Origin of the sequence: Fibrobacter sp. UWB13, assembly GCF_900177805.1 — a bacterium.
Lineage (GTDB): Bacteria > Fibrobacterota > Fibrobacteria > Fibrobacterales > Fibrobacteraceae > Fibrobacter.
Genome location: NZ_FXAX01000002.1, coordinates 451,205 through 476,918 on the forward strand (window position 1 = coordinate 451,205; position 25,714 = coordinate 476,918).

Annotated in this window: 17 protein-coding genes; 12 read left to right on the forward strand and 5 right to left on the reverse strand. The window is 51.2% G+C overall.

Features of this window, described 5'->3' with window-relative positions:
- Positions 1-9: 9 nt before the first annotated feature.
- Positions 10-1,602: a murein biosynthesis integral membrane protein MurJ gene (murJ, locus tag B9Y77_RS11615; protein ID WP_073442804.1), complete on the forward strand. Its 1,593-nt coding sequence runs from the start codon at positions 10-12 to the stop codon at positions 1,600-1,602.
- Between the two features lie 67 nt (positions 1,603-1,669).
- On the opposite strand, the gene B9Y77_RS11620 is transcribed toward murJ, so the two are convergent.
- From B9Y77_RS11620 to B9Y77_RS11635, 4 genes are all read right to left on the reverse strand, one after another.
- The gene (locus B9Y77_RS11620; protein ID WP_254900018.1) at positions 1,670-2,023 is read right to left on the reverse strand and encodes a hypothetical protein; all 354 of its coding nucleotides are present in this window, start codon (positions 2,021-2,023) and stop codon (positions 1,670-1,672) included.
- A gap of 164 nt (positions 2,024-2,187) precedes the next feature.
- On the reverse strand, positions 2,188-3,477 hold the full coding sequence (locus tag B9Y77_RS11625; RefSeq protein ID WP_254900019.1) for an SGNH/GDSL hydrolase family protein: 1,290 nt from the start codon (positions 3,475-3,477) through the stop codon (positions 2,188-2,190).
- Between the two features lie 263 nt (positions 3,478-3,740).
- Positions 3,741-5,138, reverse strand: a complete 1,398-nt coding sequence (locus B9Y77_RS11630; RefSeq protein ID WP_254900020.1) for a hypothetical protein — start codon at positions 5,136-5,138, stop codon at positions 3,741-3,743.
- A 106-nt stretch (positions 5,139-5,244) separates the two neighbouring features.
- Positions 5,245-6,978 (reverse strand): ABC-ATPase domain-containing protein, encoded by a 1,734-nt coding sequence (locus B9Y77_RS11635; RefSeq protein WP_085491751.1) that lies wholly within the window; start codon positions 6,976-6,978, stop codon positions 5,245-5,247.
- Between the two features lie 143 nt (positions 6,979-7,121).
- On the opposite strand from B9Y77_RS11635, the gene B9Y77_RS11640 reads away from it, so the two are divergent.
- The 9 genes from B9Y77_RS11640 (at position 7,122) to B9Y77_RS11675 (ending at position 16,007) form a co-directional block, all read left to right on the forward strand.
- Positions 7,122-7,667: a PEGA domain-containing protein gene (locus B9Y77_RS11640; protein WP_073442793.1), complete on the forward strand. Its 546-nt coding sequence runs from the start codon at positions 7,122-7,124 to the stop codon at positions 7,665-7,667.
- Positions 7,668-7,772: 105 nt separating this feature from the next.
- Positions 7,773-8,381, forward strand: coding sequence for a penicillin-binding protein activator LpoB (locus B9Y77_RS11645; RefSeq protein WP_073442791.1), 609 nt, complete (start codon positions 7,773-7,775; stop codon positions 8,379-8,381).
- A gap of 243 nt (positions 8,382-8,624) precedes the next feature.
- The gene (locus B9Y77_RS11650) at positions 8,625-10,022 is read left to right on the forward strand and encodes a COG3014 family protein (protein WP_139260852.1); all 1,398 of its coding nucleotides are present in this window, start codon (positions 8,625-8,627) and stop codon (positions 10,020-10,022) included.
- Positions 10,023-10,124: 102 nt separating this feature from the next.
- A complete protein-coding gene (locus B9Y77_RS11655; protein ID WP_073442787.1) occupies positions 10,125-10,910 on the forward strand; it encodes a hypothetical protein in 786 nt (261 codons plus the stop codon).
- Between the two features lie 48 nt (positions 10,911-10,958).
- Positions 10,959-11,687, forward strand: a complete 729-nt coding sequence (locus tag B9Y77_RS11660) for a response regulator transcription factor (RefSeq protein WP_014546027.1) — start codon at positions 10,959-10,961, stop codon at positions 11,685-11,687.
- Positions 11,669-13,588: a sensor histidine kinase gene (locus tag B9Y77_RS11665; RefSeq protein ID WP_085491752.1), complete on the forward strand. Its 1,920-nt coding sequence runs from the start codon at positions 11,669-11,671 to the stop codon at positions 13,586-13,588. The genes B9Y77_RS11660 and B9Y77_RS11665 overlap by 19 nt, the downstream gene beginning before the upstream one ends.
- Positions 13,589-13,656: 68 nt before the next feature.
- Positions 13,657-14,994, forward strand: coding sequence for an ATP-dependent 6-phosphofructokinase (locus B9Y77_RS11670; protein WP_014546029.1), 1,338 nt, complete (start codon positions 13,657-13,659; stop codon positions 14,992-14,994).
- 21 nt (positions 14,995-15,015) lie between these two features.
- Positions 15,016-15,159 (forward strand): hypothetical protein, encoded by a 144-nt coding sequence (locus B9Y77_RS16025; RefSeq protein ID WP_015731986.1) that lies wholly within the window; start codon positions 15,016-15,018, stop codon positions 15,157-15,159.
- 8 nt (positions 15,160-15,167) lie between these two features.
- Positions 15,168-16,007 (forward strand): hypothetical protein, encoded by an 840-nt coding sequence (locus B9Y77_RS11675; protein ID WP_085491753.1) that lies wholly within the window; start codon positions 15,168-15,170, stop codon positions 16,005-16,007.
- A 189-nt stretch (positions 16,008-16,196) separates the two neighbouring features.
- On the opposite strand, the gene pta is transcribed toward B9Y77_RS11675, so the two are convergent.
- Positions 16,197-17,600, reverse strand: a complete 1,404-nt coding sequence (gene pta / locus B9Y77_RS11680) for a phosphate acetyltransferase (RefSeq protein ID WP_085491754.1) — start codon at positions 17,598-17,600, stop codon at positions 16,197-16,199.
- Between the two features lie 309 nt (positions 17,601-17,909).
- Here pta and B9Y77_RS11685 point away from each other — a divergent pair, with 309 nt between their 5' ends.
- Positions 17,910-21,776, forward strand: a complete 3,867-nt coding sequence (locus B9Y77_RS11685; protein WP_254900028.1) for a fibro-slime domain-containing protein — start codon at positions 17,910-17,912, stop codon at positions 21,774-21,776.
- Between the two features lie 158 nt (positions 21,777-21,934).
- Positions 21,935-25,708: a fibro-slime domain-containing protein gene (locus tag B9Y77_RS11690; RefSeq protein ID WP_085491756.1), complete on the forward strand. Its 3,774-nt coding sequence runs from the start codon at positions 21,935-21,937 to the stop codon at positions 25,706-25,708.
- Positions 25,709-25,714 lie beyond the last annotated feature (6 nt).

The following is a 25,714-nucleotide window of genomic DNA, read 5'->3' on the forward strand; positions in this document are numbered from 1 at the left end:
TCAGCCAACATGAATAAAGCCGCTATTATTGTTGCCGTTTCGATGCTCCTAAGCCGCGTGCTCGGGATTTTCCGTGAAATGCTCCTCGCCCACGCCGCCGGCGTGTCGCTCGAAAAAAACGCCCTTGACCTCGCCTTCATGATTCCGGACATCCTGAATCACGTGGTCAGCACTGGATTTTTGTCCATTATATTTATTCCGATTTTCACGGGCTACAAAGTCGCAGGTGACGAAAAAGCGGGCTGGAAGTTTTTCAGCAACGTGCTCAATACGTTCGGGCTTGCACTCCTGATTCTCGTGATCCCAGCGTTCATCTGGATGAAGGAACTCATCGCGCTTTTGACCGTCGACGGAGTGACTCCTGAGCTTTTGGAACGCGCGACTTACTATGGACGCATTATTCTTCCGGGGCAGATATTCATCTTTGTCGGTAGCATCCTCGTTGCCGTCCAGCACACTCGCAAGCAGTTCCTGATTCCATCTCTCACGGGTCTCATCTACAACATCGCGATTGTAGGCGGCGGTGCCGCAGGCATTGCACTCAGCAACCACACAGGCAACGATTACGGTCTCGCCGGATTTGCCTGGGGCGTTCCAGTCGGCGCATTCATCGGATTTTTCGCACTCCAGATTTTTGGTGCCAAGCGCGGCGGTGTCCATTATGAATTTATCATTGAACCGAAGCATCCGGATATCGCACGTTACTTCAAGATGATGCTCCCGATGTCTCTTGGCGTGGGCTCCATGTTCGGCCTTGAATTTATCATCCGCAGCTTTGGTGCAAACTTTGGTACAAGTGGCATTTCGAGCCTCAACTACGCCTACCGCGTCATGTACACGCTCGTCGCCGTATTCGGCTTCTCGGTCAGCGTCACGAGCTACCCCGACATGGCGCGTCTCGTCAAGGAAGGCGACTTCCCGCAACTCAACCGCAAAATCTGGAAGAGCCTCTCGCGCATGTTCTGCATCTTGATTCCAGCAGTCGTCGCCGTGTGGGCTTTGAGCTTCCCGGCAGTGCGCATCCTCTTTGAACGTGGCGCATTCCACCGCGAAACGACCGAAGCGATCTCTGAAATTCTCCGCTGGTACTTGCCCGTAAGCCTTGGGCTTTGCCTGCAGGCAGTTCTCGTCCGCAGCTTCTACGCTTGCGAACGCATGTGGGTCCCGACACTTTTGAACACCGGCATCTTTGCGGCAACCATCCCCGCCTACATTTTGCTTGGCGCCCCCGAAGTGGGGCTTGGCATCAAGAGCGTCCCGATTATCGGCGCTACAGGCGCTATTTTGCAAGTGATTTCGATGATTTTTATGTGGGCTAAAAAGAACGGCACCGACGGCATGAAGGATGCACTCCTCAACATGGCACGCGCCCTCGTTGCCTTCGGCATCATGATTGCAGCCGCCGTTGGACTTGATCACATTTCTGATGATTTCGTCCGCAATGCAGGTTTTGTAACGCTCGTCGTTTACGCTTGCGCCGCAGGTGTAGCACTCTTTACGCTCACGCTCATTGTCCAGCGTTACCTCGGCAGCAAAGACGCGAAGGACATCCTGAACGAGCTCTTAGGAAAGGTTCTCCGCAAGTTGCACCTCGCGCATTAAAAAAGCGGGCAACCATGCCCGCCACAACATTTGTAATGCCCGCCTCCGAGCGGGCATCTCCTTTATTCTACAGCTTTTCCCCATAGGTATCGCTTTTTACCGGTGGTAAAATATCTTCCGGCAAAGGATCCGCTTTGGGGATATCATCATTTTCAAAGCCGTTGAACATCCACTTGAAAAAGCCTACCGTTCCCCCAAGAACAGCGCCAACGACAAACCCTCCGGCAGCAGCCGCAATACCAAACAATCCTAATTGCTCTACATCTTTATCCGAAGAACCGTCTTCGCTTAACGCACCTGCTACACACATGGCGGCAAAGCCCGGGCCTGCCAACGTAGCACCCGTATTCGCCCCGTAACGGATTACAGGGTTCGGATTCTTGCTTACCGCACAACCCACAAGGCTAAGTGCAAGCAACATACAAATAATAGCTCTCATTAAACTCATACTCGTAATATAAAGTCACGGTTTCATTTCGCCAATAGCACAATAAAGATTTACGATAATCTAGCAAAAATTAAGGATAAAGCGCAACAAAAAAATCCGGCAGATTTCCGCCGGACTCTCGCCATTTATCAAACCAATTATCTTATCGAAATTCGAGTCTTGTACGATGTACTTGCGCCACGAATTCTCACAATGTAATTCCCTGCCGGGATTGCATTCAAATGGAACGAAGATTCCGATGAACCATCAGCAGAATTTCCAATCCGTCCGTGCCAAACGATATTCCCCGTCAAATCGACAATCGCGACAGCAACAGGTTCGTTCACTCGTGCAACCGACACCGTTCGCCCTTCCACGCTAACCTGCGGCAAAGCGACATGCAAATCCAGCATCTTGGGGGCATTCATCGATGAATCCTTGCCCACGACCGGTTCAAACTTCTTACCATCGTAGAAAGGCGCCACAGCTTCCGCCCACAAGCGATGCATCGACTGTCCCCCAGCCGGGTTCGCCGGGTGGATACCGTCGCCATCAATTTCTTCCGGATGGGCAGCAAAATAACTCGAGAAGTCAGGTCCCTTTAGCAAGTTATTGCGTTCCACCACCCGGTCAATAGCCGCCAGGTAATGCTCATGCACCTGCCATGCAGATTCGCCAAGATTCGTCGCAAACAAACGTGCAATAATCGGGGTGATTCCATGAGCAATCGCCGTATCGACAATTGTCTGCAAGTTCTTTTCGAACATTTCCACAGTCACGCCGTTACCCGCAAAGGTATCGTTCGTTCCCAATTCAATCGCCCAGAACTTCACATTTCCGGCATATTCCACATAGTACTTAATGGCATCGACAACACCCTGGCTCGTAACGCAGGCAATACCGCCACGCACCATTGCCGGATAGTGATTCGGATAACGGGCATGGATCAACTGCGAAAAGTTTGAGTCCACCACAAACTGTTTCATGCCCATCTGGGTAATGCTAGTACCCAAGAAAAACCACGTATCGTCCCCATCATTACTGATGTCGTACGCACTGACTTCTTCCAAGTTAGCAACAGGCTCGGCAGCAACAATACGGAACCAGGACTTGCCCTCAAAATCAATCGCAATGCCACGAGATGCGGCTCCGCTTTCCCCGACCTGGGCAACAATTTCCCAATCACCGTCTATGCCGTTTGTCGAATTCGCAGATGTCAACACCTTAAAATTCTGCAAGGTCGCATGTTCCATCCAGTTGTGAACACACCCCTGCGCATACACATAATCCCCGCTAGCCCAAGCTTCGTCACCGCGGGCATCCCACGTGATGAACAACTTTTTCGGACCAAAGCCCACGTTCAAGGCAAAGTCCGACGCCTCTGCAATCTGGTCAAAATTGAGGATACCATCCGTATAGGCAAGCGGATTTAAACTGAAATTATTCATTCCAGATACGTAAAGGGGTTTTCCCATACTCACGATGGGATTTGGCGTAATAGCAAATGCACTACTGCATGCTAACGCACAAAGTGCTACGCCCCAGAGCCTATTTAATTTTTTTGAGCATTCCATTCCACGACCCCACATCTCAAACACCAAAATGTAAAATAGGTTTTTATGGGGATAATCTCCTAAAAGTATGAAAAAAAGAACATCAAAATAGAGGTTTTTATAGAATGGAATATTTCAGAGAGGAGTACAAAGTCCTTTTATTTTATCGAAATTTTCGTCGAATAATTGGTTTTTGCACCGCGAATATTCACGAAGTAATTCCCAGCGTGCATTTTCGGAATTCCCGCCGAGCCGTTCCACACAACGTGTCCCATCACGTCCATGATGGTCACGTGATCTTTTTCGCGCAATCCGGAAATTGAAATTTCACGACCATTCACACTCACGCGCGGCAATGCAAAATTCACATTGTGCATTTTCGGAAGCGAAGTTCCTCCACAGCCAACAACATCAGGTAGCCCTGCACATGGGTCATCCTTGTACAAAGGCGCTGCGGCTTCCGCCCACAAACGGTGCATCGACTGTCCGCCCTTAGGCTCTGCCGGGTGTACGCCATCGCTTGCAGAAAGTTCTTCGGGATGTTCCAAGAAGTAATTGTAGAAATCAGGGCCGGCCGGCAATTCATTATCTTTCGTGAGCTTGTCGATGGCATCGAGGTAATCCTGATGCACCTGCCACTTTGCAATTTCGGGATTCGTCGCAATCATGCGGGCGATAATCGGAGTAATGCCATGCGCTTTTGCCGTATCGATAATCGTCTGCAAGTTCTTCGTGAACGTTTCAACATTCGTATTGCTACCGCCCCAGGCATCGTTTGTTCCCATTTCAATTGCCCAGAACTTCACGTTCCCTACGTATTCCGCGTAATACTTGAGCGCATCGACAACGCCCTGACTCGTGACGCAACCAATGCCTCCGCGAAGCATCGCCGGGTAGTAATCCGCAAAACGCGCGTGAATCAACTGCGCAAAATTCGAATCGACGGTAAACTGCTTCATGCCCATCTGGCTGATGCTTGTGCCCATGAAGAACCACGTATCGTCCCCGCCATTGCTGATGTCGTACGCACCGACTTCTTCGAGATTTTTCACCGGAGATTCCGCCACGATGCGGAACCAGGACTTGCCTGCAAAATCAATCGCAAGCCCGCGAGACATGGCACCGCTCTCGCCCACCTCGGCAACAGTCTCCCAGTCGCCATCTACGCCATTCGTCGAATTTGCAGACGTCATCACCTTAAAATTCTGGAGACTCGCCGATGCTTCCACGGAATGCTGGCAGCTTGCCGCGTGGACGTATTTTTCACCAGCCCAGGCTTCATCACCGCGAGTCTCCCACGTGATGAACAGCTTTGTCGGACCCTCGCCCACGTTCAACGCAAAATCCGACACCGACGAGACCTGGTTAAAGTCGAGCTTTCCATCGGTATAGACTTCCGGTTTCCAGTTGGAATTGACTGCCCCCGCCACATAGAGATTCTTGCCCAGACTCACGTTCGGACTCGATGTAGCTGCAAATGCCCCAAAGGAGGTTCCACTCAAAGCAGAAACAAGCGCGGCATTCAAAAATACGCGCGCAAACTTTTGTTTTTCCATATTTTCACCCCAAAAACTTAAATACCTTTTCGGAAAATAAATTATTATGGGGCAAATATCTCAAAAAATTGATTCAGGTGTGGACATTTTTGTCGAGAGATGTTCCTTACCTTCCGTTATCTCGCAGACGATAGAGCACGCACGCGATATCAATCGGACGCGGGAGGCTCATTTCACGGCTCAAGCCTTGCGGCAAATTGCGGAAACCGACGTTCTTGATTTTTTCGCAGAGCGCATTGATACGTTCCATGATCGTCGCCTTCGCAGACTCGCCATTAGCATCGTTGTTGCTTGCGGCATTCTGGCAAAGGTTCAACAACATGAAGCCTGCACCGAATCGCTGTTGCTTATCCACAAGCGCACCCGCCTTGGATGTATCCGAGACGAGGAAACCGATTTGCAGCAATGTATCGCCCGAGATTTTCACTTTCACCTGGCGCTCCACAGCAGACGCAGGGCGGAGTGACGGGAGCAAAGGCTTCACGTATTCGGCAAAGTCGCGGCACTCAGGTTCCACAAACGCGGGCAATCCCGAGGCGACTTTTACAGCACCATCACCGAGTCCAGCCGCCACATTCTTTCCATTGATTCTTGCACATTCCGCCTTGTACGATGCCATCACGATGATATTGTCCGCCAAGTCCAAAAAGTCTCCACAGGCGCCAGCCACCAAAATAAAGCTACGCCCCTTGATTTCACGGAGGCGGTCCGTCAAAGGGATAAGCGGTTCGCGGTCATCGCCCAAGAGCTTACGCACGCGCACATCACGAATGAGGAAATTCACAGCAGAGGAATCTTCGTCAATCAGGAACACATCGCTCCCCGCTTCCATCGCCTCCATCAAGTTCGCGGCCTCGCTCGTCGAGCCCGACGCACAGGCAGTCGTAAAGTTCTTTGTCGAGATTCCGCCCGGCAGGTCACGCACAAACTGCGAAAGGTCCGTGCCTCGCACACTGCGGCCGTCTTCGACGCCCACGCGCACCGCCGATTCGCTCACGACAATGCCTTCGCGACCATCTCCCGGAATATGCGGGTAAACAGATTTCGTCAAAGCTTGCAACAAAGTCGATTTTCCGTGGAACGCCCCGCCCGAAATTACCGTGATTCCCTTCGGGATTCCCATGCCGCGAATTTCACGGCCATTAGCAATAAGCGTCACCGCCATTTCTTCGGGTGCTGCAAACGGGACAGCCCCTTCCATCGGGAGTTCACTGAGTCCCGATGCACGCGGAAGCACAGCGCCATCCGGCACAAACGCACAAAGTCCACGTTCCTCGAGCTGCGACAAAATTTCCTTGCGCTCGGCAAGCACGCGGTAATGTTCGACAAGTTCCGGCTCCACACCATCCTTCTTCGATTCGCCCGAATTATAGAGAGCCGCCGAAACCAAGTCCGGTAAAACCATCGTCAAAATCTCGGCAGCGGCTTCCGCCTGAATCTTGCGACCGTCGCCCGGCAAGCGCACTTGCAAACAAGCTCGCAACTCGCCGTTATCGACCCAGAGTGCATTTCGCACTAGCATTTCAGGTCCAGCAGTGTCAAAAACAACCGCCGCATCCCTATCCGGGTACTTTTCACGAACAAGTGCCGAAAGCCTACGATAAAGGTAATCGCTCAATGCCAGGCGGCGTTCAAACGAGCCACCCCATTCGCTCGGGAACCCAAGCATTAACAAACTCGCTTTAATCATCACACGCGATGCCGGTGCATACGGGTCTCCCTGCACATGCAGGAATTCCAGCACAAAGTCTCCAAAGTCCCACGAACGGTCAGCCAAGGACTTGTAAAGGCCGTAATTTTTCCCTTGTAAACTGCGAATTTTCTGATAAAGAGCTTTCATATACGTAAAAGTAATTAATCTAGACCAATTTTACACCTATTATTTACGCACATTTTACGGCACTTTAACATTTGTCTTGTAAAAAAAGAATTAAATTCTAGGTGTGAACTAACTCTTTTACATGCAAATCAGGAGTACAACCCATGAAAAAGCTTTTCTTTTTTGCCTTGATGATGGCATTCCTCTTCACGACCGCCGTCGCTGACGAAGAAGATCCACCTCCGCGTGGCAAGGCAGCAACCATCAACATCATCACTGAACCGCCTAACAGTGACGTGTTCCTCGGCGGTGAACCTCTCGGCAAGAGTCCGATCAAGGATAGAGAAGTCAAGTCTGGTCGCCAGACGCTCGTCGTCATTGACCAGGGCTTCGAACTCGTGAACAAGCGCGTGAACGTTTGGCCGGGCAAGGACAAGCGCAACGACTTCGACTTCAGCACCAAGATTCCGAAGGGCCACATCAAGGTTACGACGAATCCGCCGCGCTGCCTCATCTTCGTCGATGGCGAACAGGCTGACAAGACCGACGGTGCAGAACTCGTTGTCCACAACCTCGATGCTGGTGACCACGTTGTGCGCGCCCAGTGCAGCAACCGCAAGAGCGCCGAAGCCCTCGTGAAGGTTGTCGGCGAAGAAACTGCTGAAGTCCATCTCGACGCAACAACCGGTTCCAAGAAGAAAAAGCGCTAATAACGGTTTTTCATTAAAAATTTTAAAGAACTCCCTTTTTGGGGAGTTTTTTTTTGTGTTTTTTTATATGTTTATAACATAATGTTTCTAATCTAGGAGAAAAAAATGTCAAAAATTTGGTTTTTCGCCCTTTGCGTAAGTTTTGCCCTCTTTACCGGCTGCGCAAGCGATGGCGGCAAGAAAGTCACCCGTCTCGATGCCAATTCCGTAACAGACCTTTCAGGCAGCTGGAACGATACAGACTCCCGTCTCGTAGCTGAAGAAATGATTAATGACTGCCTTGGCCGTCCGTGGTACAGCCAGTACTCCTCTCAGAAAGGTTCCGTCCCGACCATCGTGATTGGCAAGGTCCGCAACAAGAGCCACGAACACATCCGCGTCGAAACGTTCATCAAGGATATCGAACGCGCCCTCATCAACTCCGGCAAGGCTGAATTCGTCGCTAACTCCAACGAACGCGAAGACCTCCGCAACGAACTCGCCGACCAGCAGGGCAATACCACCGAAGAAACCACCAAGGATGCCGGCATGGAAATCGGTGCAGACCTCATGCTTACCGGAACCATCAACTCCGTCCTCGACCAGGAAGGCGGCGAACAGGTGGTCTTCTACCAGATTGACATGGAGCTCACGGATATCCAGAGCCACCGCAAGCTTTGGCTTGGTGACAAGAAGATCAAGAAATACGTATCCAAGAGCAGCGTGAAGTTTTAGACTTAATCAGACAACGTCATTCTGAGTCTGCCAAGACGAAGAATCCAGTCATTTCTAGTTAAGACTTCACTGGATGGGGCTAAAGCCCCAACTCCTTGGCTCGGTTATGCCCATGCAAGCATGGACGCAACACTCGCCTTCTGAGTTGTCTTCACTTCGTTCAGGATGACGTATTCTAAGCTCTAAGTTCTAATAACTAAGAAAGCTCGCACCCGCGAGCATTTTTTATATACATTTACTTATATGAAACAAATTATATTACTCCTCGCGACAACTTTATTCTTTACGGCTTGTGCGAACAAGTCCATGACGCGTTACGAGGCTCTCGCCCCCGTATTTGAGCACAATGGATTCGAAGCCGCCATTAACGAAGTCAAGAAACAGCAAGAAGACCTCTACGGAGAAAAGACCGAATTTCTCTATTACTTTGACTTGGGAGTCCTTTACCACTACAACGGAAACTACAAGGAAAGTGCAGACAACTTTGCCAAGGCCGAAAAAATTTACGACGACCTCTACACGCGATCTGTAACAAACGAAGCCGCCGCCATTGTCACGAACGACAACATCCGCCCGTACAGGGCACGCCCCTTCGAAGTACTCGTGCTCCATGAAATGCAAATCATGAACTACCTCGCCCAAAAGGATCTCGATGGCGCCATGGTTGAAGTGAACCGCGCTCTAAAGGCGATGACAGAACTTTACCAGAAAGACAACGACAAGACGAACGACAACGGCTTTTTGCGCTACCTTACCGCAATTGTCTACGAAATGGCAGGTGAACGGGACGAAGCCGCCATCGCTTACTATAAGACGGTCAAGGCTTACGACGAAAACATCCTGAACCTCCCGAAAGAAGCCCGCGAATTCATCATTGAAAATTTAAGACGCTCTGACCGCGAAGACGACCTCAAAACGCTCAAGCTCGACAACGCCCTCGAAACACCTAAGGCTAAAGCCGCTTACGATCTCGGCCAAGAAATCATCGTCGTCGGTTACGCCGGTCACGGTCCCATCCTCACCGAACTCAGGATGTCTGGTACTTACGTGAACGGGGGGCTGCTGAACCTCACCTACAAAGACAGCAAGACCGGCAAGGTGACAAGCACCACCGTCGGAGCACCCCCAGTCGCAGGGGCAAGCAACGGAGAAACATTCCACATCGCTTTTGCACTCCCCGAAGCGCACTCCTTCAGGAGCCAAGTCCAACGCTTTAACGTTTCCGTCGATGGCAAGTCCGGCATCCGCCCCGAAAAAGTCATGGCGCTCGACAAGGAACTCGAAATGAACCTCAAGGATGACTTCGCCTCCACCATGACGCGTACCGCCATCCGAGTCGTGCTCCGCACTATCGCCTCGCAAGCCGCCAAAAAAGCTATGAAGTCGGACAACGCACTCCTCAATATTTTCACAAGCATCGGCACGGACATCGCGCAGGACCAGATGGAAAAAGCGGACCTCCGCATCGCCCTCTTCTTGCCGAACTCGTTCCAGATGACACGTATCCCCGTCGAACCGGGTTCCCATGAAGTCAGTGTCGCTGCTGAAGGCGATGCTGGCACGGTCAAGGTATTCAATTTTGGCAGTGTCCCCGTGAAAAAGGGTGAAAAGAAGTTCATCTTTGTTCCGGCAGTTAAATAAAACATCATAAATAGGCGAAAAAGCATCATTTTCTGAATTGTAAATACCTTTTTTCTAAATAATTATTTAGTTTCAAGGCAAAAACATTCCTAGGAGCAAAAAATGAATTTCAAATTGATCTTTGCAGCAGCAGCAATGCTCGCTACTCAGTCTTTCGCTATCGCCGGTATTGGCGCCCATTACACCCCGAACGTCGGAACAACCCTCAAGAAGGCCGACATGGCACCGCTTCACAACAGCGAAAACATCCAGTTCAGCCATGGCAGCTTCGAATACATCCAGGGCTTCGGTTTCAAGGCTTGGGTCGATATTCTCCCGTTCATCGATATCGAAGGTACATTCAACATCCAGTTCGCCTCTTATAATGCATCCCTCTGGGCTGGCGACAAGAGCATCGGCTATCAGGAAATCCCGCTCAAGATTGAACTTGGCGGCACTCCATTTGCAAAGGCAACTCCGAAGTACGTCGGCATGAACGCAGACCTCTCCGTCACGAAGCCGTTCTCCATCCCGCTCTTCCCCATCCGTCCGTATATCGGTGGCGGTCTCACGTTCCACTGGAACACGTTCATCCTGAACAACCAGTTTGTTGACGGCATCATCACCCGTATGGAAGAAGCTGGCATCCCGATGCCGACAGACCCGACCGATGAACAGGCTCGCAACGATTACATCAAGAGTCTCAGCAAGGAAGTTGTAAAATACGCCAAGGACGAAGGCCTCAACAAGAGCATCGGTATCCACTTGCTCGCCGGTGTCCGCTTCAAGCTCCCGATCATCCCGATTGCAGCTTATGCAAACGTCAAGTGCTATCTCGGTGGCGACTACGATACAGACATCGATGCCGGTCACTTTGCATTTGAACTCGGTGGCGGTTTTGCCCTTTAATTTTTGTAGATTAAAAAAAGTTGGTTAGAAGAGAGTAGGTATCCAAGAATGACTCAAAATACAAGCAGCACAAACATCCTCATCATCGAAGATGAAATTGCCATTGCCGAAGGCCTCGTAGACCTCTGCGAGCTCAACGGTTACCGTGTCAAACACGTTGTCGACGGCGAAAGCGGTCTTGCCGAAGCACTTTCCGGACAGTACGGACTCGTACTCCTGGACCTCATGCTTCCGGGCATGGACGGATTTACCGTTTGCGACAAGATCCGCGAAAAGGACAAGAGCCTCCCGATCATCATCCTTTCTGCAAAGAATTCCGATGACGATATCATCAACGGTCTCAAGTTCGGCGCCGACGACTACATCCCGAAGCCGTTCTCCGTGCCGATGCTCCTTGCACGTATCGAAGCGGTGTTGCGCCGTAGCCGCCAGACGATGGAAAACGAAGGCAAGCTTGTTGCCGGCAATCTCCGCGTGAACTTCCGTGAATACACGGGCGTGCGCGGTACAGAAGAACTAGCATTTACCCGCAAGGAAATTGAAATTCTTGAATACCTCTGGAACAACCGCGACCACGCCATTCCGCGTTCTGAACTCCTCCGCAAGGTCTGGGGTTACGAAAATGCAGAATCTGTGGATACACGTACCGTCGATATTCACATTACCAAGCTCCGTAAGAAGATTGAAGACGATCCGGCTCATCCGAAGCTGCTCGTCACATTCCGCGGTGAAGGTTACCAGATGCGTTCGGCACCAGAATGCGAGAAATCAGTATAAACAAAATCTCTACATACCTCTCTAGCAAGTACAAGGCTCTTCGGAGCCTTATCCTTGCCTCTAAAGATCGTCTCATTTTTGTGGCGATTTTTATCGTTATTGCGATTCCCGTAATAATGCTTTTAAGCCATTCTTACACACAGTTGCAAACGTCGTCGCTCTTTGGCTACAAGGAACACGCGTTCTCTGTGTTACAGAACTTGAACAAGAACATCACGGCGGACCTCGCTATCGAAGACAGGCGTTCTTACGCCGACTATCGATTCATCCGCTCAGTTCCTGTGTTCGGCGGCGAAGAAATCACGATGTCCGAACTTGCGGAATTTCCGCAGCGTAGCCACTACGTTGGCCTTGTCGGGCATTTCCAGCTGGACCCCGCCGGCAACTTGAGCACGCCAGTCCTCCCGGATGGAGTTCTTGAAAAAATCCCGATGATGGACAGGGACAAGCGCCTTGCCATCCGCAACAAGATTAGCCAGATCCTCAACACGTCGGGATTCGCGGCCATGTCTTCTCCTGTCGCCTTTGCGATGACATCGAGCAGCATGGAAAAGGCTGATACGACGCACAAGAACGATAGCAGGCTCATCGACCAGATTTACAAGCAGGACCTCGACATTGCAAGCACGCGCAAAAAGAAGAAAGCCAACAGACCGCGTGTTGAACAAATTACCGAAACCGGCGACTTCGCCTTCGGCGTTGAATCGACAAAGCTCGATACAACAGGGCTTCTGGTCCGCTTGATCAATACCGAAACGACACACTCCATGGAAGCCGAAATTGACTTCTTCCAGGCGATTGTCGATTCGAACTATATCATTTTCCACCGCACCGTAAGACGCGGCACAGACGTCTTTATCCAGGGCTTCATTGTCGATGCAAGAATGTACCTCACGAACCTCGTGAAAAACGAAATCGAGAAGTACAAGGGCGTTACGAAAGGCAATCAGCAAGACCCGCTCGTACTTGCATTTTTCCACAAGAACAAGTCCTTTGTCGCCTTCGGCGAACGCAACAACATCACGACGGAACTCCTCTCCGAATCATTGCAGGCACCTCTCTCGGATATCACTTTTAAGATGTACACGACGCAGCGCGCCCCTGGCGGTGAATTCGTCACCTTCATCGGATTTTTGATGCTTGCTGTGCTGGGAATAGGCTTGATTTCGATTTACCATGTGACACAGAGCCGCGTGAAGCTCGCCGCGAAGCGCCAGGACTTTGTCTCCGCCATTACGCACGAACTCAAGACTCCGCTCACCGCTATCAAGATGTATGCCGAGCTGTTGCAGAATTCCTGGGTCGCGAGCGAAGAAAAAAAGCAAAAGTATTACGGACAAATCGCCAGCGAAGCCGACCGCCTTTCGAGACTCATCCAGAACGTGTTGAACCTCTCGAAGCTCGATGGCAACCGCTGGAACGTGCAGCTCCGCATGGACAAGCCAAAGCAAGTCCTCGACGATTTCGTCTCGACTTACAGCAAGAACGTCGAAAAGCAGGGATTCGAACTTACCGTTTCTTCGGACACAGATGCCGACAACATCAGCCTCATGATCGACCGCGACGCCATCATGCAGATTCTGATGAACCTCGTCGACAACTCGCTCAAGTTCTCCAAGAACGCCGATTACAAGATGATCAATGTGGAACTGCGCATCAAGGGCACTGACATGTACCTCGCCGTGCGCGACTACGGTCCGGGCATTCCGCCTTCCGAAATGAAGAAAGTTTTCCAGGAATTCTACAGAGTCGAAAACGAAATGACAAGACAGACGAGTGGCACAGGCATCGGACTTTCGATGGTAAAGAAATTGTGCGCTTTATGTAATATGAACATAGAATTGGAAAACGCGAACCCCGGTTTGCGCACAAAAATACACTTCCCAAGTCTGTCCATTTAAGTTTTCATTATGTATTTTTAGGGCGTTCCGTCAGTATGGCGGAAACCCAAAAATCAAAGAGGCGCGGTATGACTCAGGACGATATCATCAAGAATCCGTTGGATTATGATCTTTCCATTGAAACCGTTGGCAAGGGCACGCTTAAGTCCCCGATGAACGGCGTTCCTTTCGTTTCAGAAAACGACAAGGTCAGCCTTACCACTGACGTCAATCTCATCTCTGAATACTTGGCGAAGGGCATCCCGGTACCTTCACTCGAAGTCGCCGGCCCTCGACAGACAATTTTCCACGACCCCGCCTGGACGCGCGCAGGTATCGTGACTTGCGGTGGTCTCTGCCCAGGTCTTAACAACGTGATCAAGGGCCTTGTACAAGTGCTCTGGTTCGACTACGGAGTGAGGAACATCTTCGGTATCCCGTACGGCTACCGTGGCTTGAACCCGAATTACGGTTACTCCCCCATCGTGCTTGACCCGGATGTGGTCGATGCCATTCAGGAAGACGGCGGTACGATTCTCGGTAGCTCCCGCGGCATGCAGGACCCGGCAATCATGGTCGATACGCTCATGCGCTTGAACATCAACGTGCTGTTCTGCATTGGCGGTGACGGTACGCTCCGCGGCGCACATGCTATTGCCGAAGAAGTCAAGAAGCGTAAACAGCCCATCTCGATTATCGGCATCCCGAAGACAATCGATAACGACTTGAACTTGATCGACAGGACGTTCGGTTTTGAAACAGCCGTGCTCAGCGCTACAGACGTGATTACTAGCGCCCACATCGAAGCAAACGGAGCATTCAACGGTCTTGGACTCGTGAAGCTCATGGGTCGTGACTCAGGCTTTATCGCAGCCTACGCATCGCTTGCAACAACAGTTGTGAACATCTGCCTCGTCCCTGAAGTTCCCTTTACGCTGGACGGGCTCTTCAAGGCTCTCGAAAGCCGTTACGCAAGCGGCAAGACTCACGCCGTGATCGCCGTCGCCGAAGGCGCCGGACAGGAACTTTTCAAGAACCAGGAAGAACGCAGGGACGCAAGCGGCAACATCTTGAAGAACGATATCGGTGAATTCCTGACCCACAAGATCAAGGAACACTTCGATAGCGTCGGCAAGGAAATCAACATCAAGTACTTTGACCCGAGCTACACGGTGCGTAGCATCCCGGCGAAGGGTACGGACGCCATTTTCTGCTTCCAGCTTGCAGAAAACGCAGTACATGCAGGCATGGCAGGCAAGACGGACATGGTCGTTGGCAGCATGAACAACGTTTTCTCGCACGTGCCTATCGAATACGCCGTGAGCGAACGCAAGAAAATCAACCCCAACGGCCCCCTTTGGCACGCCGTTCTCGGTATCACGCGCCAGCAGGACTATTTCTCCGGCAAGGGCAAACGCAGCAAGTAATCCTTTAATTAATTTATCACCATGCTCAAAAAAGAAGAAAAAGTCATCATCCGCACAGCCTTGATGGAATACCGCAATCTCTTGTTCAAGACATTCCATGGCACCGACGAAGAAAAGACTCGCATTGCCACGGTGAACAAGTTGCTCCAGAACTGGAAAGTCTAAGCGTATTCATGAGAATTACGCATAACATTGTTTTTGCATTGCTGCTTGCGATTAGTTTCGCAAGTGCAAACGAGCATTTGCACATAGCGGATTCCTGCTATGCAGCACGTGCTTTGCGTGCAAACGGCGACAAGGCCGATGCAAAGAATGCCAAAATAATGAAGGAATCCTACAAGAAGGCGATGGAAGATTCCACCGTTTTAGAGGCTGCGACCGAAGGCTACGTGAAGACGCTGTACTTCTGCTTCAGATTCGTGCAGTTCGACGAGAAGAAGCGCCAGCTCCATTTGGACACGCTGATGGACGCTAGCAAAAGCGCCTACGAGAAGTTCCCTAAGAACAAGGAAATTGCACACGTTTACGCCTCGACGCTTTCGATGTGGGGCTCTGAACGCAATGTATTCTCGTCCATCAAGGAAGGCATTGCAGGTAAAGTCCGCGATGTCGCAACAGCAGCAGAAGACTGGCAGATTCTCGGGCGAGCGCACTTTGTATTGCCTTACGTGCCGCTAATCCTCTCCTGGCCGGACGAGAAGCTTGCAGACAAATACTTGAACATGGCTCTTGAACAAAATCGCAAGGACATTTACAACTACTACTTCCTTGCCGACTTGCGCTACGATCAGGGACGCTATGACGATGCTGTGGAATTTATCGTACAAGGTCTCGATGCAGGCGTGCGCCCCGGCTACATTCTTGAAGACAAGCGCGCCCGCTGGCACTTAAAAGAACTCTGGAAGAAAATCGATTACAAGCACAGGGACAAGCTCTCGCCAAAACACCTTGAAGACGGCGAGAACATCCGAAAAGCCATCGAAGCGCTGAGAGCGAAGAACAAGAAGAAATAATTTCTTATAAACAAAAAAGCGGACTTTAAAAGTCCGTTTTTTTTAATGGTGACCCCGGCACAGAGGCCGGGGTGACAAATGCAAAGCACGAGCGGTCTCCCGTGAGCCACAAGTGCCTCGTATCAACGAGGCATGGTGGCGAGAGTGAGGCGAAGTCGGAGGTTCTACCTCACATAGAGCCGAACGGTCTTATTTTTGAGCCTGAACAGCGGTGAGAGCGATCGTGTAGACGATGTCTTCAACGAGGGCGCCGCGGGAAAGGTCGTTCACCGGCTTGGCCAAGCCCTGGAGCATCGGGCCGATAGCGATCGTGCCGTGAGCAGAGCGCTGCACAGCCTTGTAACCGATGTTACCGGCAGAGAGGTCCGGGAACACGAACACGGTAGCCTTGCCAGCGACCGGGCTGTTCGGGGCCTTGAGGGCACCAACACTCGGAACCGTAGCGGCATCGTACTGGAGCGGGCCATCGATGAGCATTTCCGGGCGGGCAGCCTTAGCAGCGGCAGTAGCAGCCACGACGAGGTCTGCATCCGGGCCCTTGCCCGAATTGATGGTGCTGTAAGAAAGCATGGCAACGCGGCTCGGGAGGCCGAAAGCCTTTGCAGTGTCATCGCACTGGAGAGCGATATCGGCGAGTTCTTCGGCGAGCGGGTTCAGGTTGATAGCGCAGTCACCGTAGATGTAGGTCTTGTCCTTCATGCACATGAAGAACACGGAACTCACTGACTTCACGCCCGGAGCGGTACGGATAATCTGGAGAGCCGGGCGGAGCGTATCAGCGGTAGAGTGGATAGCGCCAGAAACGAGACCATCGACTTCACCGAACTTGAGCATCATCGTAGCGAGCATTACGTTGTCAGAAAGAGCCACGCGTGCAGATTCCGGAGTCATGCCCTTAGCCTTGCGGAGTTCCACGAGAGTCGGCACATACTTTTCAGCAAGTTCTGCGCTCGGTTCGATAATTTCGATGTTAGCCGGGAGCTTCACGCCAACAGACTTTGCAGTAGCTTCGATATCAGCCTTCTTGCCGATGAGGACCGGCACGGCGATGTTGCGTTCGACAGCGAGGCAAGCAGCCTGCACGGTACGCGGTTCAGAACCTTCCGGAAGCACAATGCGCTTCACACACTTGGATGCCTTGGAAAGGAGGCTTGCACGGAACATAGCCTGGCTTACGCGACGTTCAGCAGCCGGAGCGGCGAGGTCGCCAGCAACACACTTTTCACAGCGGAGCAAGCGCTTCGGGCAGAAGAGTTCGGCATCTTCGCCATCGGCAAAAATCTTTGCATCGAGGGCAGAGGCGAGGTCGTCGTTAAACTTGTGAGCAATGACATCGTTCATGCCCGTTGCACCTGCGACGACAACAGCGTCGACATCGTCAAAATCCTGCTTGAGGAAATCGGCGCAAATCTTTTCCATGAGCACGGCAGACTTGCCGGCCTTGATTTCAGCAACGCTATCGGCAGCATTGAAAACTTCGAGCGGCTTATAGACTGTAGCAATGAGGCCCGCCTTGGTAACGGCGTCGACAAGTTCCTGGACTTTGGCTTCCATGTTGGAGGCAGCCGTGGCAACTAGGTAAACACGATTCATTTTAATCTCCAATTTTTGAATTTACGAGTGTAAAGGTAGGATTTTTTTGCCCTGCGGGCAGGGGCTTTTTCTAATAACTATTGACCAACAACTAATGACTAACAGCCAATACGTTTATTTTAGTTTACAACGCCAAAATCTTTCACAAATTAGCGCATTTTCCGATGTAATATTTTCATAAACTCTATTGACAACATAATTTTATTGTTATCTTTGGCGTTGAAAGTGTATGGGAAAACACTGTGGGATAGGGGAATAAATACTTAGGAGTCACGGATGAGGATCAGTGGACTTTTTTACAGGGTTTTGGTGTGTTTGGCGATTTTCAGTGCCTACGCATTTGCGCAGACGGTTGCTGTTGCACACATCATTTACGAGGGCAACGTCTTGTACTATGCCGACAACGAAAGCAATTTCGTGTACAAGGCCGTTGAGAAAAATTCCGATGGCACTTTCACCATCGAATTCACTAACGAGCGCCTTGCTAACGGCAAGAAAGACGTTCGTCGACTACAGTTTGGAGTAGGCTGTAACGGCAACACATGCCATACGGACTTGAGTCCAGACAACAAGCCTCTACTGGGCGAACTTTTCCCGGGGTACAAGGAAAACGTCACAGACGCAGCAAGCATCGTAAAGCAGGAAATCTGGATTGTCATCAACGAAGACAAGACATTGACGATTTCCGACACTAAACCGGTGGTCGCGGTCAAGCCTAAAAAACATATCCGTTTTTTAACGCCGTGGACAAACACAAACGCCATCATGTACCTGAATGATACAGAGAACTACATGAGCGCGGCAGCCTCCCCATACTGCGGTTGGTTCGAAAGCAAGGTTTCCAAGCCATCTAGCAGCGCAAACGTTTATTTCAAACAAACTATTGGCACTATGTTTGTCGGAGCAGACGGTACAACCGAAGACGAATCGACCGTTACGCCCATCAACTTGGATTCAGCCATTGCATTAAGCGATACCATTTGGATTGTCGCTTACCAATACGGTGCTCCAGAAGTTCATACAAAATATCCGGGCGTTCTCGGCGAATGCCTCCCGAAGATTCTCCCGGTGATGATGTTCGACTGGTACGACGGTTCCATGAATTCCGACGGTTCCAAGAACGGGCTCAACTACGGTGAAGGCGGCGCAGGCCGCACAGGCTTTGATGTCCGCGGTGTACCGATGTTCGGTAACGGAACAAGCCAGGACTTCGGTCAGGGCGGTTGCGAAGGTTCTCCGATGACAGGCATGGTCGAAAAACAGCTCGGCATCAATGGCGTTCCCGTGATGGCAAAGAACTTCCCGAGCGGCTGTAAGAACTCTTCTCATCTGAATAGCTGGTTCCTCCCTGAAGTTATTTACAATGACGGCGTAAACACCTATACGAACGTCACGTGCCGCGACCTGGAACTCACTCTTACCGATGACGGTTTCTGGCTTGGACAAAAGGACGACGAAAGCCCGGAACACGGACTCTTCTTGCTCGATGACTTCCGCTGGCTCGACAGCGCACATACGATTGAAAACCCCCATTACGATTCCATCAGCGGTGGCAATGACATTCCGGGTTACCACAACTACGGTTTCGCCATGAAGATCCAGGCTGAATTTGTCTATGTCAAGGGACAGTACTTTGAATTCAACGGCGACGATGACGTGTGGGTGTTTATCAACAACAAGCTCGTGGTCGATATTGGCGGACAGCACAAGAAAGTCAAGAGATCCGTAAATCTCGACGATCTTGGACTCACGCCGGGTGAAACTTATCCGTTCCATATTTTCTATGCCGAACGCAAGCGCACGCAATCGAACTTCATGATGAGAACGTCCATCGACTTGAAGGTGGAATCCAGCATGCTCCTCACGGACCATTCGTCGGACTCAACACTCATCAAGAAAGAAGTCTGGCAGAACATCCGCGAAAAGACTCTCGCCTGCGACTTCTCCGCAAACTCCGAAACCAAGCGCACGGAACGCGGACCTTCGAACTTTACGCTGTTCGGAAAGAGCCTCCCGATGACGGGTGTTGCCTTGAGCAAGCTCGATACTGCTTACTATAGCGGCATCACGATTACGAACGATTTCACGATGCTCACGATCAATACAAAGAATATTTCCCGCATGCAGACATTGCCGCCGGGAACCTATTACGTCCGTGTATCGCTCAAGAACAACCCGAAGGAATATAAGGATGTGTACTTCACCATCCCGCCGACGGAACTGCCGAACATCGCCTTTGCAAACATCATCGACTCGAGCTACTGCTTCATTGCAGACGTCATCAAACAGGACACGCTCTGCGTCGACAAGTACTGGAAACCACTCGGAAACGAAGTCAGCCGCGATATCAATAGCGACACGCTCCCCATCAACTTGAACAAGGCAGAAAAGCTCTGGGCAGGCCGCATCTACCCCATCAACGTCTCTTACGTCGAAGAATGGGCATCAAGCTATAGCGGCATTGCGGCATTAGTCTCGACATCCGACCCGAAGCTCATCCCGTGCGATTCCCTCGGCAATCCGCTCCCGAACAATGAATTCACGCTCATGGACGGCAAGAGCATGTTCTTCGTGAAGGCAACAGGCGCGATAGTCAACGGAACCTTGACCGTTTCTACCGCAGCGGCAAAGAACAAGAGCATCAACTGGACAAACATCAACATTGCCGAACCGCCTGTTCCGCAAATCGAAACCGCCTACATCTACGATAGAAATGGCGACGGTCGCGGCGACAGCATCTGGGTCAGCTTCAACAAGCCGCTGGGCGGAAACAGCGTGCTCAACGCTATCTCGTTCACGTTCGGCCTCACGCACTACGAACAGGCTCCTGTAAAATACACCGAAGGCGCCCGCGAACTTTCTTTTGTCGCTGATGGCGACGGATTTGGACCTTCCATTTCAACAGGTGGCGCAACGGAACCGTATTCCGGCAAGATTACCGCCCAGTACACCTACACTAACCCCGAAGACCATACAGTCTCGAATTTCGCAGTGGACGGTCTTCTCGGCGACAAGATTGGACCTATCATCATGGCGGCAGAAATCGCCTATACCAATGACGGTAAGACCCAGCTCACGCTCACATTCAGCGAAGGCCTCAGCTCCTTGGGCGCAAGCTCCAACCTGTTCGGCTACCGCAGCTACGGCAGCGGCTCGTTGTCCACAATCGTGAAAGAAGCCGAATATGTAGCAGCGATCCCGGCAAACCGCTGGAAGCTCATTTTCTCCAAGAAAGCCTCTAGCGACATCATCCCCATCGTCGGCGACTCCATCCGCATCAGGCCTCCCTCCGAAGGCGGACTTGCCGTTGATCTCATGGACAATCCGGCTCACGACAAGAATCCGTGGGTACGCATTACCGGCGAACAGCGCATTACCGTGACAAGCCCGACGGTCGTCACCATGGACAAGAATTCGCCCAACTTCGAAAAGACTAGGGAAATTGTCAACAGCAAAAAGCCGACAGTTCCCATCATCGTCAAGAGCGACAGACCCCTTACCGCAAACCAGGTTGGCGAAATCTACGGCACCCAGGGTCATTATCTCGGCGACATGAACATGTCTGAACTCGTCGAAAACGAAATTAGCGAAATTGTGAAGGTCGTAAAGGCTCAAACCATGTACGAAGACAAGACTGCCGCCCAAAACGGCACACCGTCTACCCCCGTATCGCTGGAAACAATCATTTCCATGCTGGACAGAGGCGATATTTCGTACAAGGAAGCCAAGAGCAGGTTCGGCTTAAGCGACGTCATCATCAACGCCCACAGCAACGGGCTTTTGAACAAGGACAACCTGCACAACTACATGCACGGTACCGATGAAGACGTCAAGACGATCGCCGAATCCATGGCAGACAAGACAGAACTCAGCTACAAGACTATCTATTATACCAGTCTCGGGCATTTCGTCAACAACGACGAAGGAAGAATCGCCTGCAACGACGATATCTTCAAGACGGATGGGGCCGTCAACTGCCTCGGAAACGAAGGACACCTGTTCCTCGCCTGGAACTCCCGCGACAAGAAAGAGCGCCTCGTAGGTACTGGCGTTTACATCGCCCGCCTCGAAATCCGCCTTATCGTGAACGGCAAACGCATCACCAAGCGTACGCAGGACTTCCTCTGGGGCGTCCGCCACGGCAGAATGACAATATTCGATATCGAATTTAGATAGTAAAATCCAAAAATCGGAACTTTTTTCCCTAGTCACCCGCTCCCAGAGCGGGTGTTGCTGTTTTCGCAATTTATTTTACAAATAGGCAAAAAAAAATTGATAAATATCACAATATTGAATGTATTTTCTATTAGGGTAACATCTTCCGGGAGTTGTGGATGCGGTGTAAAAATATTGTCTCAAGTTTAATTTTCGTACTCTTATGGGCAGCTATTCCGTCGATAGCGGCCGATTACAACATTACCGTCAAGGATGAAAGATCCAGTTCGCCCGCAAGGCGCATCTACGTCGTTTTGGAAAAAACGGTAGACGGAGTCACCACATCCAGCAACTGCACACAGCTAACAAGCAACGCCGACGGCACCTTCAGCGTCAAGGCAACATTGACCGCCGAAACAGAGCCGAAACTGACCTTTTACACAGGCAGGACTTCCTCCGGCAAATGCAACTCTGACATAGGCAGCATTTCGCCTTTGGCTGGCGCAGAACCCGTGGAAAGCGAATTCACCATTACCATTAGCAGAAACAAGGTCGTTACACAGGCAAACGGCACAAACACCACCGAGCCCTCGACAACCACTCCAGGCAATGACGGCCCAGGCACGCAAACACCCGGCAACGATGGTCCCGGCACACAGACTCCTAACAGACCGACTCAACAGACGAAGTATAAAGTAATCCGCTTCTTTGTCCCCTGGACCAACACGAACGCCATTCTCTATGTCGCAGGTGGTAAATCTGATACGATGTCCACTATCAAGAATTACTGTGGATGGTTCGAATCCAAAGTTACCCCGCCCGAAGGCTCGTTCCAGGTCTACTTCAAGCAGACTCTCGGATCTGAATACGTCACAGACTACCATTACACCTCCAAGACACAACCTATCGATCAAAGCACTTTGCTTTCGCTCGATGCAGCCGCTGCCGAAGCCGATACCATCTGGGTCAAGGCAGGCAAGGAAATCGGGACAGCAACAACTGTTTACACCAAGTACCCGGGCGTTTTAGGCGATTGCCCCACCAAGACTCTCCCTGTGATGATGTTTGACTGGCTCCACGGCTCAAAAGGCGATGGCGACGGAGCAGGCAAAAATGGCGACCCCGCCAACGGTGTGAGTGCAGACTTCGGTTCCAGCGGATGTGCACAGCATACCAAAGGAATGGTTCAAGAATACCTTGGCCCCAATGGCGTACCCGTACCAGCCGATCCCTTCCCTGAAAATTGCAAGATTACAACACATCTCGCTCAATGGTTCTTGCCAGAAGTCATCGCCACTAAGGACGGCATTCCTTACACCAACGCCACCTGCCGTTCTATCGAATTGCAACTCCAGAACGACGGTCTCTGGCTCGGCCAAAAAGACGACAATAGCACTGAAGGCGGGCTCTTCTTGATCGATGATTTCGAATACCTCGATGCCAAAAAGACCATCAAGAACCCCTACTTTGACAACCTTTCTGGCAAAGGCAAAAGACACAATTTTGGCTTCACCATGAAGATTCAGGCCACGTTCGAATACATTCCGGGCCAGTACTTTGAATTCAACGGTGACGATGACGTGTGGGTGTTCATCAACAACCGTCTCGTTGTGGATATCGGTGGTCAGCACACGAAGGTCTTTGGCTCAGTGGACCTCGACACGCTCGGACTTCAAGAAGGTGTCAACTATCCGTTCCACATCTTCTATGCCGAACGCCATACAACCCAGTCCAACTTCATGATGAGAACGTCCATCGACCTGAAGACCGAAACGAGCATTCTCGCTAAGGACCTCTCAGAAGCAGGACTGATCAACTACGAAATTTACCAGCGCGTGAGCAAGCAAGCTCTCTCTTGCGACTTCTCCGGCGCAACGACGACAGATACGGTCGCAGCTCCTTCGAACTTTACCTTGATCGGTAGCGGAGCTTATGCCGAAGGTGTTGCACTCGATAGCGTAGGTACCTGGTTTGGCGGCATCACCATCAAGCCCGGCTATTCAGGATTCACCATCAATACGACAACGATCCAGCAAATGCGTACACTCCCGCCGGGATCTTACGTATTGCGATTCTCTTTGCAGAGCGATGAAACCCAGTACGATGAAATTACGTTTACCATCGACAATTACGGCTCGCCCACCATCAACTACGCCCGCGTTGATGCACAAGGCAAATGGACGCTCATCGGAAACGATGTCGACGGAAACATCGATACACTCGGCAAGTGGGTAAACACGCGTTACGAAGTCAACGTCTCGTTCGTAGAAGAATGGGCAACGTTTGACGACATCGTTTACATTACCACGAACAATATTGCAGTCATCCCCTGCGACGAAAACGGCAACAAGATTACGGCAATCACGCTGAAGAACGGAAAAGCGACATTCTACGTCAAGTCCTCTGCCGCCGTTCAGGGCGTCAAACTCATCGTCACTAGCGGTGACGAAACGCAGCAGGCTGTTTGGAAAAACATCTCGTTCATGGAACCGCCGGTCCCGCAAATCACGTTTGCCTGCATCTTCGACAGAAACGGCGACGGCCGCGGCGACAGCGTTTACGCCAAGCTTTCCAAGCCGTATGGCACGCTGAACGCAAGCATGGTCCGCATGGACTCCATCCACCTGGAATTCGGCGAAACGTTCCCGACAATCATCAACGGATTTGTCCCGAACGACTTCGACAGCTCTCTTGCCATTACGACTGACGGAGGCTTTGGAAACGTTCCATTTACCGGCGGCGCCGACAACGTCTACAGCGGAAAGATCACTCCGTTCTGGATGTACTCGGAAGGAATGAGCCAGTCCACCATCAGCCTCACAAGCGATGTGACCGACTCTATCGGACCTGTTATCACATCAGCTGATATCGCTTACAGCAATGACGGTTCAACAGTGCTTACCGTTTCATTCAGCGAAGGTCTTGACTGCGAAAACGAAACGGATGCCAATTACTTCATCTACTACTTCAAGCAGACAGCTACGGTTAGGACCGATATCGTTCCGGACATTCTCGCCAAGGAGAACAAGGCAAGATGGAAACTGATTTTCAGAAGCACGACAAACGACAAGGCAAATATCCCTGTCATGGGCGACTCCATCAAGCTGGTTCCTGGCGTACACATGGACCTCTTGCACAGGAGCACACCGGACAACAACCCGTTCGTCCGCATCTCCGGTGAACAGAATGTCGTCGTGACTAGCCCTCCGGTCGTAACGATTGGCGAATCGGATTCTTCAAGAACCATCATCAACAATCCTTCTCCGACCATCCCGAAGCTTGTACAGACGGACGAGCCTGTAACCGCAAAGGATCTAGCAAAGACCTACGGTGCACAAGGACACTATCTTGGAGACTTGAGCCTTTCGAGCTTGGTTAAAGATGAAGTCACAGCCCTTGAATCTGCCATCAAGAATTTCAATGCGGCAAGCGTAGAAAAGGGCGGTCCGCATCTCGAAGAAATTCTCACGCAGGTCCAGACAGGTGCGCTAACCCTTGACCAGGCAAACAAGCAGTATCGTCTCGGTGACGAAATTGTCAACGCCTACCTCAGTGGCGCCATTACGGCAAACGACGTCACGGGCATCGCAAACGGCAATGCGTCTGTCATCGAAAAAGTCACTAGGGAAATCGCAAAGCAGACCAAGCTTGAATACAAGACCCAGTACTTTACAAGTCTCGGCGTATTCGTGAACAACACTTCTGGCGTGCTCTCATGCGTAGACACATTGTACAACGGAAGCTGCCTTGACGAAGATAAGGACGGCAAGATATTCCTCGCCTGGAACATGAAATCGAAAAACGGTCGACTGGTCGGTACAGGCGTTTACATCGCAAGACTTTCGTATAAGATTACGGTTGGTAGAATTACCAAGGTCGACCGCACGCAGGACTTCCTCTGGGGTGTGCGTCACGGAAGGACAAAGGGATTCACCATCAACTTGAATGAATAAGGTTTC

Excerpts from the sequence above, each read along its gene's own strand:
- B9Y77_RS11620 (WP_254900018.1), bottom strand. The coding sequence starts at position 2,023 with ATGTTGCTTGCACTTAGCCTTGTGGGTTGTGCGGTAAGCAAGAATCCG.
- B9Y77_RS11670 (WP_014546029.1), top strand. The coding sequence starts at position 13,657 with ATGACTCAGGACGATATCATCAAGAATCCGTTGGATTATGATCTTTCC.
- B9Y77_RS11660 (WP_014546027.1), top strand. The coding sequence starts at position 10,959 with ATGACTCAAAATACAAGCAGCACAAACATCCTCATCATCGAAGATGAA.
- B9Y77_RS11650 (WP_139260852.1), top strand. The coding sequence starts at position 8,625 with ATGAAACAAATTATATTACTCCTCGCGACAACTTTATTCTTTACGGCT.
- murJ (WP_073442804.1), top strand. The coding sequence starts at position 10 with ATGAATAAAGCCGCTATTATTGTTGCCGTTTCGATGCTCCTAAGCCGC.
- B9Y77_RS11625 (WP_254900019.1), bottom strand. The coding sequence starts at position 3,477 with ATGAATAATTTCAGTTTAAATCCGCTTGCCTATACGGATGGTATCCTC.
- pta (WP_085491754.1), bottom strand. The coding sequence starts at position 17,600 with ATGAATCGTGTTTACCTAGTTGCCACGGCTGCCTCCAACATGGAAGCC.
- B9Y77_RS11655 (WP_073442787.1), top strand. The coding sequence starts at position 10,125 with ATGAATTTCAAATTGATCTTTGCAGCAGCAGCAATGCTCGCTACTCAG.
- B9Y77_RS11645 (WP_073442791.1), top strand. The coding sequence starts at position 7,773 with ATGTCAAAAATTTGGTTTTTCGCCCTTTGCGTAAGTTTTGCCCTCTTT.
- B9Y77_RS16025 (WP_015731986.1), top strand. The coding sequence starts at position 15,016 with ATGCTCAAAAAAGAAGAAAAAGTCATCATCCGCACAGCCTTGATGGAA.
- B9Y77_RS11630 (WP_254900020.1), bottom strand. The coding sequence starts at position 5,138 with ATGGAAAAACAAAAGTTTGCGCGCGTATTTTTGAATGCCGCGCTTGTT.
- B9Y77_RS11690 (WP_085491756.1), top strand. The coding sequence starts at position 21,935 with ATGCGGTGTAAAAATATTGTCTCAAGTTTAATTTTCGTACTCTTATGG.
- B9Y77_RS11635 (WP_085491751.1), bottom strand. The coding sequence starts at position 6,978 with ATGAAAGCTCTTTATCAGAAAATTCGCAGTTTACAAGGGAAAAATTAC.
- B9Y77_RS11640 (WP_073442793.1), top strand. The coding sequence starts at position 7,122 with ATGAAAAAGCTTTTCTTTTTTGCCTTGATGATGGCATTCCTCTTCACG.
- B9Y77_RS11665 (WP_085491752.1), top strand. The coding sequence starts at position 11,669 with ATGCGAGAAATCAGTATAAACAAAATCTCTACATACCTCTCTAGCAAG.
- B9Y77_RS11675 (WP_085491753.1), top strand. The coding sequence starts at position 15,168 with ATGAGAATTACGCATAACATTGTTTTTGCATTGCTGCTTGCGATTAGT.